At 65.1% G+C, this 15,280-nt stretch carries 11 protein-coding genes and 2 pseudogenes; 6 read left to right on the top strand and 7 right to left on the bottom strand.

All coding sequences use genetic code 11. From position 1 onward, the window contains the following. Nucleotides 1-6: 6 nt before the first annotated feature. From MKL09_RS21085 to MKL09_RS21075, 3 genes are read right to left on the bottom strand one after another with little or no spacing between them, the layout of a single operon-like run. Nucleotides 7-729 carry an amino acid ABC transporter permease gene (locus tag MKL09_RS21085; protein WP_409566959.1) on the bottom strand — a complete coding sequence of 241 codons (723 nt, stop codon included), beginning with the start codon at nt 727-729 and terminating at the stop codon, nt 7-9. A 56-nt stretch (nt 730-785) separates the two neighbouring features. Then, the gene (locus tag MKL09_RS21080) at nt 786-1,529 is read right to left on the bottom strand and encodes an amino acid ABC transporter permease (protein ID WP_244023374.1); all 744 of its coding nucleotides are present in this window, start codon (nt 1,527-1,529) and stop codon (nt 786-788) included. 16 nt (nt 1,530-1,545) lie between these two features. Beyond that, a complete protein-coding gene (locus MKL09_RS21075; protein WP_244023372.1) occupies nt 1,546-2,394 on the bottom strand; it encodes a transporter substrate-binding domain-containing protein in 849 nt (282 codons plus the stop codon). 315 nt (nt 2,395-2,709) lie between these two features. Here MKL09_RS21075 and MKL09_RS21070 point away from each other — a divergent pair. Beyond that, a pseudogene (locus tag MKL09_RS21070) lies at nt 2,710-3,778 on the top strand (IS3 family transposase). Between the two features lie 379 nt (nt 3,779-4,157). Here MKL09_RS21070 and MKL09_RS21065 read toward each other — a convergent pair. After that, complete coding sequence (locus tag MKL09_RS21065; RefSeq protein ID WP_244023370.1) at nt 4,158-4,835, bottom strand: Fe2+-dependent dioxygenase; 678 nt, start codon at nt 4,833-4,835, stop codon at nt 4,158-4,160. Nucleotides 4,836-4,852: 17 nt separating this feature from the next. Continuing rightward, a complete protein-coding gene (locus MKL09_RS21060) occupies nt 4,853-6,040 on the bottom strand; it encodes a PepSY-associated TM helix domain-containing protein (RefSeq protein ID WP_244023368.1) in 1,188 nt (395 codons plus the stop codon). Nucleotides 6,041-6,294: 254 nt separating this feature from the next. On the opposite strand from MKL09_RS21060, the gene MKL09_RS21055 reads away from it, so the two are divergent. Further along, nucleotides 6,295-8,643: a TonB-dependent receptor gene (locus MKL09_RS21055; protein ID WP_244023366.1), complete on the top strand. Its 2,349-nt coding sequence runs from the start codon at nt 6,295-6,297 to the stop codon at nt 8,641-8,643. A gap of 221 nt (nt 8,644-8,864) precedes the next feature. After that, nucleotides 8,865-10,225 (top strand): annotated as a pseudogene (locus MKL09_RS21050) (IS3 family transposase). Here MKL09_RS21050 and MKL09_RS21045 read toward each other — a convergent pair. Continuing rightward, nucleotides 10,195-10,698: a hypothetical protein gene (locus tag MKL09_RS21045; protein WP_244023364.1), complete on the bottom strand. Its 504-nt coding sequence runs from the start codon at nt 10,696-10,698 to the stop codon at nt 10,195-10,197. The pseudogene MKL09_RS21050 and the gene MKL09_RS21045 overlap by 31 nt on opposite strands. Nucleotides 10,699-10,983: 285 nt before the next feature. On the opposite strand from MKL09_RS21045, the gene MKL09_RS21040 reads away from it, so the two are divergent. From MKL09_RS21040 to MKL09_RS21030, 3 genes are all read left to right on the top strand, one after another. Next, nucleotides 10,984-12,177 carry a tyrosine-type recombinase/integrase gene (locus tag MKL09_RS21040; protein WP_244023362.1) on the top strand — a complete coding sequence of 398 codons (1,194 nt, stop codon included), beginning with the start codon at nt 10,984-10,986 and terminating at the stop codon, nt 12,175-12,177. 432 nt (nt 12,178-12,609) lie between these two features. Next, the gene (locus MKL09_RS21035; protein ID WP_244023360.1) at nt 12,610-12,882 is read left to right on the top strand and encodes a hypothetical protein; all 273 of its coding nucleotides are present in this window, start codon (nt 12,610-12,612) and stop codon (nt 12,880-12,882) included. 311 nt (nt 12,883-13,193) lie between these two features. Continuing rightward, nucleotides 13,194-13,847 carry a carboxymuconolactone decarboxylase family protein gene (locus MKL09_RS21030; RefSeq protein WP_313901199.1) on the top strand — a complete coding sequence of 218 codons (654 nt, stop codon included), beginning with the start codon at nt 13,194-13,196 and terminating at the stop codon, nt 13,845-13,847. A gap of 230 nt (nt 13,848-14,077) precedes the next feature. On the opposite strand, the gene MKL09_RS21025 is transcribed toward MKL09_RS21030, so the two are convergent. Continuing rightward, a complete protein-coding gene (locus tag MKL09_RS21025) occupies nt 14,078-15,064 on the bottom strand; it encodes an SDR family oxidoreductase (protein WP_244023356.1) in 987 nt (328 codons plus the stop codon). Nucleotides 15,065-15,280: the final 216 nt, after the last annotated feature.

Below are 15,280 nucleotides of genomic sequence, written 5' to 3'. Positions count from 1 at the left end.
CAGCCTTCAGCGCGGGGCGAAGCGGCGTTCGAGACGCCGCGTCAGGCGCGAGATCGGGAAGCAGAAGAGGAAGAAGGCTGCGAGCACGGTCAGGTAGACCGCGATGGTGAAGTCGTCGCGGCGCACCGCCGTGCTCGCGTCGGTGGCGGCGTGCAGCAGCTCGTGGACGCCGACCAGGGAGGCCAGCGCCGTGCTCATGGTGATCGAGGCGTAGAGGTTCATCCAGGGCGGCAGCGCCCGGCGCAGGCACTGGGGCAGGATGATCCAGCGCAAGGTCTGGCCGCGGGACATCCCGACACCCTTGGCGGCATCCCACTGCGTGGTCGGGACCGACTGGATCGCCCCGCGGACGATCTCAGCCACGTAGGCGCTCGCCGGGATCGCGAGGCCGAACACCGCCTTAAGCCAATCCGGAAAGGGCAGGTAGTTGCCGGCCACCACGATCTCGAACGGGAAGATGTAGGTGGTGGCAAAGATCAGCACGAGGTGGGGCGCGTTGCGGAAGACCTGGACGTAGGCCACGGCCGGCGCGCGCACGAGCCGCGAGGCCGACAGCTCCATCGCCCCCAGCGCGACGCCCGCGAGCGTGCCCGTACTCATGGCGAGCACGCTGATCAGGATGTTCATGGCAAAGCCCGAGGCGAGGTAGGGCAGCCAGTCGAGCAGGTCCCGGGCGAGGCGCGCGTCGAGCACGGACCACAGGAGGAAGCCGGCTGCGGCCAGCGCCAGCCAGGCCCAAGCCGGGCCGAGGGCGGCGCGGCCGCGCGCGGGGAGCGCCGCGGTGCTCAAACGCCGTATCCCGGGACCGCAAGTCGGCGCTCCACGTAGCGGCCGATCTGCGACAGCGCCGTGTTGATCAGCCCGAAGAACAGCAGGATCACGATCATCAGTTCGAGGACGTTGTCGCGCTGCGTCCAGATCATGATCGACGCGTAGGTCACCTCGCCGACCGCGATCGCCGACCCGATGGTGGTCAACTTCACGAGGTTGACCAGATTGTTCACGATGGCCGGCATGGCGGTGCGCAGGGCGAGCGGGAGCGTCACGTAGCGCAGGACCTCGAAGCCGGAGAAGCCGATGGCGTGGGCGGTCTCGACCATGGCTGCCGGCACGGCCTCGATCCCGCCGCGCAGCGCCTCCGCGTGGAAGGCGGCGATGTGGAGCCCGGTCACCGCCACCACCCAGAAGAACGGCGTGAACGGGTTGTTCGCCGCGCCGCCGAGCGCCTTCGACAGCAGCATGTTGAGCGCGAAGAACGCGAACATGAGCTGGACGAGGGTCGGGGTGTTGCGGGTCAGCTCGACATAGGTCCGCACCGGGCCGGCGAGCCACGGGCGGCCGGAGGTCAGGGCCGCCGCGAAGGCCACGCCCGCGGCGAGGCTCAGCGGGATCGCCAACAGGATGAGCAGGAGCGTCGTGCCCATGCCGGCGATCCAGGGCCGGACCTCGGACGGGCTCGCGAGGAAATCGTAGTGCAGGCCGATCTCGCCCGCGAGGGCGATGAAGGTCCGAACGGCGTGGTCGATCATGCCGGCTGCGACGCGGTCACGGCTTGGCGGGCGCGGCGTATGTGCGCCGCGCCTCCTCGATGAATGTGGGATCGACGAGCCGGTTCGCCTTGGCCATCTCCAGCATCGCCCCCGACGCGTGCAGATCCCGGACCGCCGCGTCGAGGGCCGCGCCGGTGTCGCGCTCGCCCTTGCGCAGCCAGATCACCGAATCGGCCGGCTCCAGCTCGGTCGGGATGATGACGGCGTAGTCCTTCCACTCGTTCGGGCGGTCGGCGAGCAGCAGCTTGATCGTCGGGGCGACGTGGACGGCGACGACGCAATTGCCGCCCTGGAGCGCCAGCATCGATTCCGGCTGGCTCGGGATGCCCTTCACCGCAGCGCCGTAGGTGTCGGCCAGCGGCTGCGCGTAGTTGGAGCCCTGCGAGATGCAGACCGGCTTGCCCTTGAGATCCGCCCAGTCCTTGATCCCGCTGTCCTTGCGGCCGAGCGCGGCCCCGCCGGCCCGGTCGTACGGGGTCTGCACGTGATCCATGATCTTCGCGCGATCCTCGGTGAACTGCATGTTGGCGATCAGGATATCAACCTTGCCCTGCTGCAGGAACTGCACGCGGTTGGGCGGCGTGACCGTCACGAGTTCGACCTTGACGCCGAGCTTCTCGGCGAGCGCCCGCGCCAGATCGATGTTGAAGCCCTTCTCGGCGCGGCTTTGCGGGTCGATGTAGCCGAAGGGCGCACCCGAGAGGATGATGCCGACGGTGAGCTTCTGCCGCCCCTTGATCCGGTTGAGCGTCGCATCCGCCTGAGCCGCCCGGCTCGCGATCAAGCTGAGGGATGCGAGCGCGAGAGCGCCGAGACAGGATTTGAACGATGAGATACGCGCCATAACGGCTCCGGTGCGATGCGCGAGGCGCGCCCATCCATACGGGGGACAGGGACGCGCGGAAAGTCGGAACGCTCCGCGCCGACGAGGTCGCCAGCGCGGAGGAAGAGGCTTTGATCGTCCCGACCATACAAACGAGCAGATCGCCGGTCCGCTGCCGGCACGCTGGGGCGCACCCGCTGCTCCAAGACAAGCTTGGCCGACCGCTATTTTGGTCCACAGCCTATGCAAGTTCTCGGGTGACCCTGACCCAGCAAACTGGTCCGCGCTGAGCGCAAGTTTTTCGGGCATCCTGAACCCTGAAGGAGGGTGGATGCCATGCCTCGCAAACGCGTCACGAACGAACAGATCGCCTTCGCCCTGCGGCAGGCGGAGAATGGTGCGACGGTGGATGAGGTCTGCCGGAAGATGGGCGTATCCGAGCCGACGTTTTACCGCTGGAAGAAGCAGTTCGTCGGCATGGGCGTGCCGGAGATCCGCTGGCTCAAGCAGCTGGAGGACGAGAACAGTAAGCTGAAGAGGCTGGTCGCCGATCTGACGCTGGACCGCTCCATGTTGCAGGACGTGCTCAAGGATCAGTGGTGAGGCCCGCCGCTCGCCGTGAGGTCGCCGGTCACCTGCAGGTGGCCTACGACATCAGCGAGCGTCGGGCCTGTCAGGCCACCGGCGTCAGTCGTTCGTCGCAGCGCTACAGGAAGCGCTCGGACCCTCAGGTAGCGCTGCGCATGCGGCTGAAGGAGCTGGCCGCCGCGCGGGTGCGCTACGGCTACCGGCGGCTGCACATCCTGTTGCGACGGGAGGGCTGGACGGTGAACCACAAGCGCACTGACCGGATCTACCGCGACGAGGGGCTGTCGATCCGGTCCAAGCTGCCCAAGCGTACGCGGGCCTGGCGGTATCGCCAGGGGCGGTCGGCCATCGGTGGGCCCAACGAGGTCTGGGCGATGGACTTCGTATCCGACCGCGTCTTCGACGGGCGTCCGTTCCGGATCCTGACCGTCGTCGATTGCTACACGCGAGAGGCGCTCTCACTCACCCCGAAAGCCAACTTCCGCGCTTTCCAGGTGACCGAGGCCCTGGACGCCTTGGTCAGGCTGAGGGGGCGACCCAAGAGCCTGCGGGTCGACAATGGGCGTACCTGAACGAGGTCGAGATCGACTTCTCACGACCGGGCAAGCCAACCGCCAACGCCTACATCGAGTCGTTCAACGGCCGCCTCCGAGCGGAATGCCTGAACGCCTCTTGGTTCCTGTCGCTGGCCGATGCCCGCGAGCGCATCGAGGACTGGAGGTGCCATTACAACGAAGATCGCCCCCACACGGCCCTGGGCGGCTTGACGCCCCGAGCCTTCGCCAACCAAGCTGTCACAGCCCGGGAACTTGCATAGGCCGTGGACCACAAACGGGGTCAACTCCAGACCGACGATGCACTAACTTCGAACCTGGGCCACCAAATGGGGGCAGGCCACTTCGAAGCGGACATATGGCGCAAATGGGCGAACGTCATGGAAGGGTGGCGAACGGAAGTTGGCTGGCAGCCCGGAAGCAGACCTTCGGCTCCGCGTCCAGCGCGGAGACTTCGACCGTACGCGCTCAACTGCCGAAGCGGACGCAGGCGCCGCGACCCAGCCGCTGTCAGCCACCCGCAGCTTAGCGGTACTGCCGTATGTGAAGCGGCGACGCCTTGCTCGCGGAGGAGCGAATATTCAAATGGAGCGTGCTGATGTGCAGGCGGCCGCGGCAAAGGCTGATCGCACCGACGGAGCATCATGTCTCGGCCCATTGCCGAAGCAGGTTGTGATAGGTCCCCGTCAGAGACACCAGGGCCTCATGTCCCGGTACGTCGCGGGTCAGATGCCGGACCGAAGTGTCGAGGTCGAACAGCAGGGCCCGGCGCGTCCGGTCGCGGATCAGGCTCTGGATCCAGAAGAAGGAGGCCACTCGTGAGCCGCGCGTGATCGGCGTGACGTTGTGCAGGCTGTCGGCCGGATAGATTATCAGATCACCGGCAGGAAGTTTGACGGCGTGGCTGCCGTAAGTGTCCTCGACCGTCAGCTCGCCGCCGTCGTACTCGTCCGTCCCACTGAGGAACAGCGTCGCCGAGATGTCGGTCCGGATGCGCTGGCCATCTAGCGACTGCCGGATGGCGTTGTCGATGTGGGCGCCGAAGGTCATGCCGGCGTCATATCGGTTGAACAGAGGCGGGAACACCGTGTGCGGCAGCGCGGCCGAGAGGAACAGCGGGCTGCGCTTGAGCGCGAGCAAGACCATATTGCCGAGTTCCTGGGCCTCCGGAGCGTCCTCCGGCAGCTGCAGGTTCTTCTTGACCTGCGCCGACTGGAACCCGGCGGTGACCCGGCCGTCGGTCCAGGCAGCACGATCCATGATCGCACGGCAGCGGGCGACCTGATCTGCGCTGAGCACCTGCGGGATATGTACGAGCATGGGACAGGTCCGTTTGGCTAGGCGTTCTCGACGGACATCAAACGCGGATTAGGCAATGCGGAGGTGCCGCGCCGCAGCGCCGCCTTGTTGCGTCGCTTCCGCAGCCACATCAGTACGCCCGTGATCGCCAGGAGCGTCGGCAGGACCCCGCAGAGGCCCGCCAGCGTGGCCCAGATCGGGCCGTGTGAGCGGCCATCATGCACGCGCCGCATCCAGGTGCCTATGACATCCCCACGGCGCGGCGGTTGTTCCAGTGTCGTTTGCCCGGTCGCGTCGTCGATGCTGATCGAGTGCCGCGTACCATCTGGGGCCTCGACCTCCAGGCGCCACGCCCTCGTGGTGATGCTGGGTGCGGCCAGCATCCGAGGTTTCTCCGGTTCGGCAGCGTCCTTCCCGATCTCAAGGGCCCGTTCCGCCGTGAGTGCCGGGTGTGGCATGAGTGGATCGGCGCCGGTGCGCCTGACAGGCGGCTGCGGCGTGTCGAATGCGTTCAGCACGGCGCTCGCCTGCGGCGGGAAGGCCAGCACTATGCCGGTGAGCGCCATCAACCCCAAGGGGATCGAAATCCAGAGACCCGCGAGGTGGTGCAGGTTGATGCTCGTCGTTGGGCCCCTGCGCCAGGCGAAGGCGCGCACGAGGCGCGCGTTGCGCGGCAACCAGAGGACCAGCCCCGTCAACGACAGCAGGAGCAGCGCGACGCCCGTCCAGCCGACGACGGCGCGGCCGGAGTACTCCGGAACCATCAGGTTCTCGTGGAAGACGTGGACCTGCCCGATCAACGAATCACGGAAGTCCTTGATGCCGAGCACCGCGCCGGTCGGTGGGTCGAGATAGATGAGGCGGCTGGGCGGCCGCCTGTTGCCGGCCTGGCCCTCGGGTCTGCCGCTCCGGTTGGTGCCACGCTCACCGTCCGGCTTGTGCTCAACCGCGGATGGTGGGGGTTGGAGGCGGACCATGACGGTAACCGGCCTACCTTCTCCGTCTGGCCAGCGCAGCATCACAGCTCGGCCGCCCACGGCCGCGCTTGCGCTTTGCATGTACTCGTCCGCGGGACGAGCCAGGGCCGTGCCGGTGGTTGCGTAGAGGCCGGGATTGAGGACCTCGTCGATCTCGTCATCGAACACGAGGACCAAGCCGGTGAGCGTGATCGGCACGATCAGGAGCGCCAAGCCGATCCCGAGCCACAGATGCACCTTGCGGAACATCGTACGCCAGGAAGGGGGTCGTCCAAAAGTCATCGGTCTCATGCCCGTTCAGCCACCGCCAACCGGTCTTGGTTCAAGATCCAAGCGAAAGCAATCCGATCGATTTAGAATTCATCTAGTCAATCTTTTATTTCGAATTATTATAATCTAAAAATAACAGCAAAACGATCCGGGCACATTGATTCCGATTGATGTCGGGGAGTGGATTAAGATACGCAGCGGATACGTGGTGGGGCAGGTATCCTGGAATTACTATGAAGAAGCAGGAACTGATCGCCGAACTTTTCTCGGCCGCCGATGATGGGGCCAGCACTTCATTCGACAATGGATCCAGCTCTCGCGCAGCCGGATGGACCCGCCTTTCGCAGGCGGCGGTTGGTGCAGCCTCTTTGGCCTTCGTCGCCTCACCGGCAGTGGGACAGGACTCGATGTCGGTCGTGATGGATCAACTCGACGTCACGATGTCTGGGGCTCCCGCAGGTTCGTCCTACAACCCCCGGCAGCTTCAGCTTCAGCGGCTGCCGACCCCGATCCTCGACACCCCTCAGAGCATTACGGTCGTCCCGCAGCAACTCATTCAAGATCAGCGCGACTCGACGCTCGTCGAGACGCTGCGCAATGTGCCCGGCATCACCATGTTCGGTGGCGAGGGAGGCACGCAGGGCGACAACATCAACATCCGCGGTTACTCCGCCCGCAACGACTTCTACCGCGACGGCGTCCGCGACCCTGGCTGGTACACACGCGACACGTTCAGCATCGAGAGCGTCGAGGTGCTGAAGGGGCCTTCCTCGTTCTTGTTCGGGCGCGGTTCGACTGGCGGCGTCATCAACGTCACCAGCAAACTGCCGTTCTTCGCGGCCGACAAGGTGCAGATCGACGCGTCGGGCTACAGTGCCCCGGGCGCGCGCGTCACCGGGGACATCAACACGGTCCTGGGCGACTCCGCCATCCGCCTCGCATTCCTCGCCAACGACACGGATGTCGCCGGCCGCGACCACATCAACACCACGCGCTTCGGCGTCGCCCCTTCGCTTCGGGCGAACCTGACACCGGACGATCAGGTCACTGTCAGCTACATCTACCAGAAGGACAACAATATCCCGGATTACGGCATCCCGGTTCTGCCGGGCGGCTACTTCGGCACTTACTATGGCCGACCGGCACCGGTCTCGAAGAACACCTACTTCGGACGCCTCAGCCCGGGTTTCTCCGACACTGAGCAGGTAGACGCGCATATCGGCACTCTGCAGTACAAGCACACGTTCGATCAGGACTGGAGTATCACCAATACCACGCGCTACTCGTTGATTGATCGGTTCGTGCGCGTCCGCGGTGTTCAAGTCAACGCGACGAACCTCTACGGGCAGGCCAACGGCGGAGCGGCGCTTTCGAGTGCGGCCTTGTTCGCGCGTCCACTGGGCAGCCTCTACGTGAACAACACGAACGACTTCCAGAACCACACCGTCAACACGCTGTTCACGAACCAGACCGATCTAGTCGGGCACGTCGAGACGTTCGGCCTTCAGCACACGCTGCTGAGCGGGATCGAGCTCAGCCAGGAGACCCGCGACCAGTACCGGACCAACATCACCGGCGGTTCGCGCGTCAACGTCGGTTTCCCCAATCCCTATCCGACCAGTCCAGGTGTCGTTCCAACCGTCAGTACGGACACTTACGACGTCGGCAATACGGTCGGCGTCTATGCGAGCGATCAGGTCAAAATCAACCGCTACCTGGAGATCCTGGGCGGTCTCCGGTACGACGATCTCACAGTCCACCAGCATGCGGCCTCGGTCCTGACGCCGTCCTACGTCCAGACCGGCCCGCTGAACGCGACGACGCCGTACAACGTCGTCAACAAGGTGCAGTTCGTCAGCTGGCGGACGGGCGCAGTCGTCCACCCGGTCGACAACGCCAGCGTCTACTTCATGTACGGAACCTCGTTCGACCCGTCGAGCGAGTACCTGACGATCACCGGTGGCCAGCAGAACCTCAAGCCGATCACCAACGAGACCTACGAGGCCGGCGCCAAGTACGATCTGTTCGACAGTCAGCTCAGCCTGACGGGCGCAGTGTTCCAGGTCACCCAGCAAAACGCGATCGAGGCCGTCGACTCAACGAACGGTATCTACTCGACGGTCGGCACCACGCGGGTGCAGGGCTTCGAGCTTGGCGTTGCCGGCAAGATCACGGACGCGTGGAGTGTGTTCGGCGGCTATACCTATCTGGACGGCCGCGTCTTGAAGAGCGCCCGGAACACCACGGGTGCCTTCGTGTCGACGCCTGGCAACATCCTGGCCAACACGCCGCACAACACGTTCGCGCTAACCAGCACCTACCTGATCCTCCCCGGTTTGACGGTCGGCGGAAGCGCGTACTATGTGGGCGAACGCTTTACCAGTTCGGCGAACACCGCCCTCGTGCCCGGCTATTGGCGGTTCGACGCACTGGCCACCTACCGGCTTACCGAAAACGCGGCGTTGCAGCTCAACGTCTACAACATCGCCAATACCAAGAACTTCGAGACCGTCTCCGGATACGGCTCGGCCACGCCTGGTCCAGGTCGAACCTTTGTGCTGACGGCACGCCTGACGTTCTGAGCGCGTTCCATCTCCCTGATCGATGGAGCGATGCCGACATGATCACCCCGCCGCGGGGCATGCCTCCGCAGGCGAGATTACGAGCGGCGATTCCTACTTCGCCTCGTGGCTCGCTCGAAATCAGTCAGTTTTCGGTGTGTCCGCCGTCAGCGCTCCTGAGACAAATTGAGGGCCTTCACGAACGGAGGATGACTGGTTCATCGTAGCCCCCAGGAGCGAAGATGAAACAGACATCCGGGCCGGCACGGAAGCCGGCAGAAGCTGTGATCAAGGACATCCGACGGGCCACGCGCCGGCAGTTCTCGTCCGAGGAGAAGATTCGGATCGTGCTGGAGGGCCTGCGCGGTGAGGACAGCATCGCCGAGCTGTGCCGGCGCGAGGGCATCGCCATCTCGATGAGCTACGGCTGGTCTCAAGGAGTTCTTGGAAGCCGGCAAACGGCGACTGGCCGGTGACACGGCTCGCGCGGCCACCTCCGACGAGGTCAAGGATCTGCGGCGCGAGGCGGGCGCGCTGAAGGAGGTCGTGGCCGACCTCGTCCTGGAGAACCGCCTGCTCAAAAAAATATGAGCGGGGCTGGGGGCGACGAGGCGTGAGGTACCCGGCCTCCAAGAAGCTGGAGCTCATCCGGTTGTTCGAGCAGTCCCACCTGCCGGTGCGCGCCACCCTGGACAAGCTCGGTATCCCGCGCGCCACCTTCTACGGCTGGTACGACGCCTACCAGCGCGGCGGCCCCGAGGCCCTGGCTGATCGGCCCTCGCGGCCCAGCTGGGTCTGGAACGGTCTGCCGGTCGAGGTCCGCGAGCAGATCGCCGCCTTCGCGCTGGAAGAGCCGGAACTCAGCCCGCGCGAGATGGCGGTGCGCTTCACCGACGAGCGTCGGTACTTCGTCTCGGAAGCGACCGCCTACCGCCTGCTCAAGGCCCAGGACCTGATCACCAGCCCAGCCTATATCGTCGTCAAGGCCGCCGACGCGTTTCGCGACAAGACCACCGCGCCCAACCAGCTCTAGCAAACGGCCTTCACCGACCTGAAGGTCGTCGGATGGGGCTTGTACTACCTGGCGACGGTGCTCGATGACTTCTCACGCACCATCGTGGCGTGGAAGCTGTGCGCGACGATGCAGGCCAGCGACGTCACCGCCACGCTCGACCTGGCACTGGCGGCCGCTGACCTCGACCCCGTGCAATGCACTGGCCACGGCTGCTCACCGACAACGGATCGCGCTACGTCGCGGGCGATCTGGCCGACTGGCTCGGCAGCTGCGGCATGACCCACACCTGCGGTGCGCCCCGTCATCCGCAGACGAGAGGGCAAGATCGAGTGCTGGCACCAGACGCTCAAGAACCGCATCCTGCTCCAACACGCCTACCTGCCCGGCGAACTGGAGGCGCGGGTGGCCGCCTTCGTCGAGCACGACAACCATCTCCGGGCTCACGAGAGCCTGAGCAACCTCACGCCGGCCGATGTCTATCTTGGCCGCTGCGAGGACATCCTGCGTGAGTGCGCACGGATCAAGCGTCAGACCCTCACTGATCTCCGCTTGCGCCATCACGCGTCGGCGGCCCTGCCCTGGACATGAGCCGCCAGGAGGAAGCGGCGCACATGCGGCCCGAACCCGCCGACGATCCCGGGTGGCAGCGCGGCCACGACCCTCACCCCCGACGGCGTGGACCAGCGCTCACGCCGGTAGCGGATTACGACCGGTTCCAGCACGAGATCGCGCACCACGACATCCGCAAAGCCCTTGAATCGCGAGCCTGCCGGAACGGAAGCCTTCAACACGACCTCGCGCGGGATCACGCTCCGCTCGTGCACGGGCCCACGCCGCCGCTGGCCTGGTTTGGTCAGCGTCCGCTCACTCGCTCTTTCCATCCCGGACGGGGAGGGCCGAATCGGCGGGCGCGGCAGCAAGCCCTTCAGTTGCGCGACCTCTTCGCGCAACGCCCGGTTCTCGTCCGTCAAGGCGCGGACCTGACCGATCAGGGTGGCGACCAGCCCGCGAAGCTCGCTCAGCGAGAAGACATCCAGGCCATCGGGATCCGGCAGCGCCATGCCGGGTGTTGAATCACGCCACGGCCAAACCGCAAAATGCAACTGCCCGGAAATCTGCCCCGGCGACCAAGCCAAGGCGCTAACGCGTTGTTTTTCAGAAGAGATTTGCTGGCGCGCCCTACGGGAATCGAACCCGTGTTTTCGCCGTGAAAGGGCATAGCCAATCGTCCAGAAACGTCCAACTAACCCCTTGATATATCGATATTCTATTCCAAACTGGCGTTTGGCCTATCCAACTTTGTGTGTCATGGTCCGAGCACGCCCACGGGACACTGGCGGGACACCATGGTTCGTAACACGCGCTCATCGAAGCTCGAAACTCGCACCAGCCGGCTACGCCTGCCAGTGGCCAAAAAGCCCGTCTTCGCTCGTGTCGCGCCCGGTGTGTCGCTGGGCTACCGCCGCAACGAGACTGCAGGGACCTGGGTGCTACGTGTTGCTGACGGGAAGGGCAGTTCCTGGACCAAGCGGATTGGGCAGGCCGACGACTTCGAGGATAGCAACGGCCGGAGCGTGCTCAACTTCTGGGAGGCACAGCAGCAGGCTAAGGCGACAGCGGGTGGCGAGAAAGGGGAGGGGGCTCAGAAGACGCCGCTCACCGTCGAGGTTGCTGCTCAGACCTACCTTGCTGGGCTTGAGGCCCGAAACCAACGTACAGCTTACGACGCCCGCCGCCGCTTGGAACGCCTCTTCCTGCCCCGCTTCGGTTCGAGCCGCATCGAGAACCTAACGCGCCGCCAGCTCGAGGCTTGGCGCGATGGCTTGGTGCGGACCGTCAGTGACGCTGAGCAGCGTCGCCGCAGCCAGGACACCGCCAATAGGGTGCTCAGCATTGTCAAAGCGATGCTCAACCACGCGGTGGGCGATCCAACAAATGGTTTATCGGACGACAGCGCTTGGCGGCTGGTGCGCCCGTTCCAGCGAGTTGGCCGAGCCCGTGAGGTCCACTTCACGCCCGTGGAAGTGCTGCGTCTCCTTGAAGGCTGCAGCGACGCGAGCTTCCGCGACCTGCTAACGGCCGGGTTTCTGACGGGCGCTCGCTATGGCGAACTCGCTGCCTGTCAGGTCCGCCACTTCGATGTCGAGGGGGAAACGCTGAACGTGCCACGGGGCAAGACGGGTGCGCGAATCGTCATCCTGCAGCCCGAAGCAGTAGGGTTCTTCTCACGGCTGGTGGGCGGCCGCCCGCAGGAGGCCCCGCTTCTGTGCCGCATCGATGGCGGAGCCTGGGGGGCAAGCCACCAGGTTCGGCCGATGAAACGGGCGCTCGTGGCCGCCAAGCTCGATCCGACTGGGACGTTCTATGCGCTGCGGCATTCGTACATCTCACGCGCGATCGAGGCCGGAGTGCCTCTGAACGTGGTGGCGGAGAACTGCGGCACCAGCGTGCGGATGATCGAGACAACCTACGCCAAGGTGCTCGCGGCCAAGCGGCGCGAGTTTATCGTCGCCGGAGCCCCAAGGTTGTTCGCCGCCTGATATTTGTGCCCGGAGATAGCCCCAAAAGGAAGTTGAATGCGTCCGCTTTAGGTGGTTCTAGGGGCCGCGTAGAACAGCCGCCTTCTAAGCGGCAGGTCGTTGGTTCGAGCCCAACCGGGGTCGCCAGAAATTCTTTCGCTCAGTCAATGACTTGGCGGGTTTTTCCTGGCCCGTATCCGGTAGCCTAAGGGCGCAACACGTAGCAACACGGATCGTTGTTTTACAAAGGCTTACAACTCAAGCCGAGGCGCTTGCGGGTGCTCCACGCAACACGGATGCAACACGAAAGGCGTGTCTGTACGCCTCAGCGTGAGCCTCTATGAGCGGCCGACCACATGTCCCAAGCTTAAGCGTTATGCCTTGCAGCCGCCGTCGTCACCGCTAGCTGGCGGAGCGACCGGCACAGTCCGGTGTCCGAAGCCGGAGGGTCCGATGCGTGTGCTGATGGTGGGCTATGAACCTGACTCGGTCGATTTCTCGGACCCAGCTCTCCCGCCCGGACTAAATGCCGAGAAGATCCACCATGGGATCGAGGTGGCGCTTAAGGATATGCGCGACCGCGGCTGGACGGCTGAGCAGTGCTTCATACAACCGGACGATCAAGCCGGCCCGATCCTGCGGCAGATGCTCACTTCCGGCTCCTACGACTGCCTCGTGATCGGCGCCGGCGTGCGTTCCTGGCCACGGCACCTGGCGGTATTCTAAGTCCTCATCAACGTAGCTCGGGAGGCTGCGCCGACAGTTCCGATCGCCTTCAACACGCGGCCTGAGGATAGCGGTAATGCCGTCGAGCGCGTGTGCAGCAGGCATCGGATCTGACCGTACGCCGCGACCCATACTTCACCGCCGCCCGACCAGCACGACGTTGTCAAAAAACGCGAAGGTTATAGCCATCATAACAACAGACCTCAGGACCAAAAGGGGTCTGCTGGATCTTCTCTGACGCTTGGCGGACTATGCTGGAGCACGACGGCTCGCTGAGACGAGTCCGCGCGTTTGGAGGAACTTCGATGGGCATGCTCAAAACCGGCCAGACCGTGGCGCTGGCTGTCGTCGCGGCCTCAGGTGGCTGGCTGTTTGCCCAGACTTCCTGGGGAGCATCCGACCACCCACCGCGGTTCCCGCAGCTAACCCTCGAACAGCTTACGCCTGCTCAGCGTCCGGTTGGCGAGAAGATCATGAAGGTCTCAAGCGTCGGACTTGCCGGCCCGTACAACCCGATGATCCGAAGCCCCGAGATGGCTCAGCGGATGTACGACCTGCTCGACTACCTGCGCTGGCACACCTCCGTGCCGACGCGACTGAATGAGTTCGCGATCCTGATCCAGGGACGCCTCTGGCGCTCGCAGGTCGAGTGGTACGCCCATTACCCGCTGGCGATCAAAGCGGGACTCTCCGAGCAGGTGGCGGCGGATCTCAAAGCGAACAAGCGGCCGGAGGGCATGAAGCCCGACGAGGCGGCCGTCTACGACTTCTGCATGGAACTCTCCACGCAGCATGCAGTCTCGGATGAAACCTTCGCTCGGGCGAAGGAAGTGCTGGGTGAGCAGGGCGTAGTGGACCTGACGACACTCACCGGCACCTACGTGACGGTGGCCATGCTGCTGAGCATGGCCGAGGAAGGCGTGCCGCCGGGCAAGGAACCTCCGTTCAAGCCGGGCGAACGGTAGGGCGAGCGACCGCCGGTCTTGGCGGATCGCTGCCGGGACCCGCTGGACCCTGGCGCGGCGGACATCCGCCCGCGCACGCCTTAACGCCTGTCGTAGCGCCCGCTCCATGGCCGAACGCCAGGTTTGCTCGCGCGTCTGCCACGGCGGCGGGGCGACATCGTTCCAGGATCGACGCTCGGCGCGGTTGACGGTTCACGGATCGCCGCCCGAACAGACGAGGCTACAATCCGCTATCGGGCCTTCCGCGTGCTCAGGGCAACGCCAAGCAAAACGGCGGCGCCGACACCGGCCCAAACGATCCCGGCGCTCATCGTCCCCGCCGACGGTACACCCTTGCGCGCCCGCCAGCCGCCGTCAGCGCTCGTTCCTTGTGGGATCGGTTTCCGCAGCGCCCCATGGGTCCGTGGTCCTGGATCGGCCCGGTCCAATGCGAAGCGGAAGCCTGCGCCCATCACACGCTCGGTCAGCGAGGGCGCAAGCGCGTAGCCGGCTTGGGCGAGGCGGGCCGGCCAGCCGACCGCCATCTCGTGTCGGGGATGCCGAACCAAACGCAGGTAGGCCTCGGCCACATCCTCGGGCGCGTAGTAGACGTGGCCTGGGTTGAGCGTCTTGCCCGTGACGTTGGCCCCGTGCTCCAGACCGGGTGTATCGACAATTGCCGGGAACACGCCACAGACGTGGATATGCTTATGCCGGGCAAGTTCCTGGCGCAGACTGGCCGAGAAGCCGCGCAAGCCGAACTTGCTCGCAGTGTACGCTGCTGCGAACGGCGTCGGGGCCCAGCCGCCCATTGAGACTGTGTTGATCAGCGTGCCGTGCCCCTGGCGCAGGAAGTGTGGCAGCACCGCATAGGCACCGTGAATCGCACCCATCAGGTTGATCTCGATCGTCTGCTTGTGCAGGTCGAGCGGAGCGTCGAGGAGCGGCCCGAATACCCCCGCACCTGCATTGTTGATCCAGACATCGATGCCACCGAACGCCCTCGCCGCGCCTTCCGCCAGCGCGAAGACAGCGTCGGTGTCAGTCACGTCGGTTGGGATCGCGATCGCCGCACCACCACCGTCCCGGATCTCGCGCACGATATCGTCGAGCACATCGGCACGCCGGGCAGCGAGAACGACGCGGCCCCCCCCGGCAGCAAAGGCATAAGCCGCGGCACGCCCGATGCCGCTCGACGCGCCGGTGATCACGACCGTAGATCCGCGCACTTGCGCCATGTCTTGCCCTCCCGCTCGTCGATCTCGATCAACGAACCGTAGCAGGATTGTCGTGTTCCTGCGGCAGAGAGACCGCGGGTCGTCAGGTGTAGCGGATAACCTGGTGAACTCGCGAGCGGGGCAACGCGTCGCCATTGTGCCTTCATCAGGCTTGGCCGATCTTCTCGTAGTCGCTGCCCGTCTGTTCCGAGATTTCGAGCCAGTAGCGGTTTGAAG

The organism is Methylobacterium sp. J-048 (genome assembly GCF_022829515.1).
Lineage (GTDB): Bacteria > Pseudomonadota > Alphaproteobacteria > Rhizobiales > Beijerinckiaceae > Methylobacterium.
The sequence above is the reverse complement of the archived record's forward strand: the minus strand, read 5'-3'. Positions and strand labels throughout refer to the sequence as shown.

Coding starts and splice junctions, on each gene's coding strand:
- MKL09_RS21075 (WP_244023372.1), bottom strand. CDS start 2,394: ATGGCGCGTATCTCATCGTTCAAATCCTGTCTCGGCGCTCTCGCGCTC.
- MKL09_RS21030 (WP_313901199.1), top strand. CDS start 13,194: ATGCTCAAAACCGGCCAGACCGTGGCGCTGGCTGTCGTCGCGGCCTCA.
- MKL09_RS21040 (WP_244023362.1), top strand. CDS start 10,984: ATGGTTCGTAACACGCGCTCATCGAAGCTCGAAACTCGCACCAGCCGG.
- MKL09_RS21045 (WP_244023364.1), bottom strand. CDS start 10,698: ATGGCGCTGCCGGATCCCGATGGCCTGGATGTCTTCTCGCTGAGCGAG.
- MKL09_RS21055 (WP_244023366.1), top strand. CDS start 6,295: ATGAAGAAGCAGGAACTGATCGCCGAACTTTTCTCGGCCGCCGATGAT.
- MKL09_RS21035 (WP_244023360.1), top strand. CDS start 12,610: ATGCGTGTGCTGATGGTGGGCTATGAACCTGACTCGGTCGATTTCTCG.
- MKL09_RS21080 (WP_244023374.1), bottom strand. CDS start 1,529: ATGATCGACCACGCCGTTCGGACCTTCATCGCCCTCGCGGGCGAGATC.
- MKL09_RS21065 (WP_244023370.1), bottom strand. CDS start 4,835: ATGCTCGTACATATCCCGCAGGTGCTCAGCGCAGATCAGGTCGCCCGC.
- MKL09_RS21060 (WP_244023368.1), bottom strand. CDS start 6,040: ATGTTCCGCAAGGTGCATCTGTGGCTCGGGATCGGCTTGGCGCTCCTG.
- MKL09_RS21025 (WP_244023356.1), bottom strand. CDS start 15,064: ATGGCGCAAGTGCGCGGATCTACGGTCGTGATCACCGGCGCGTCGAGC.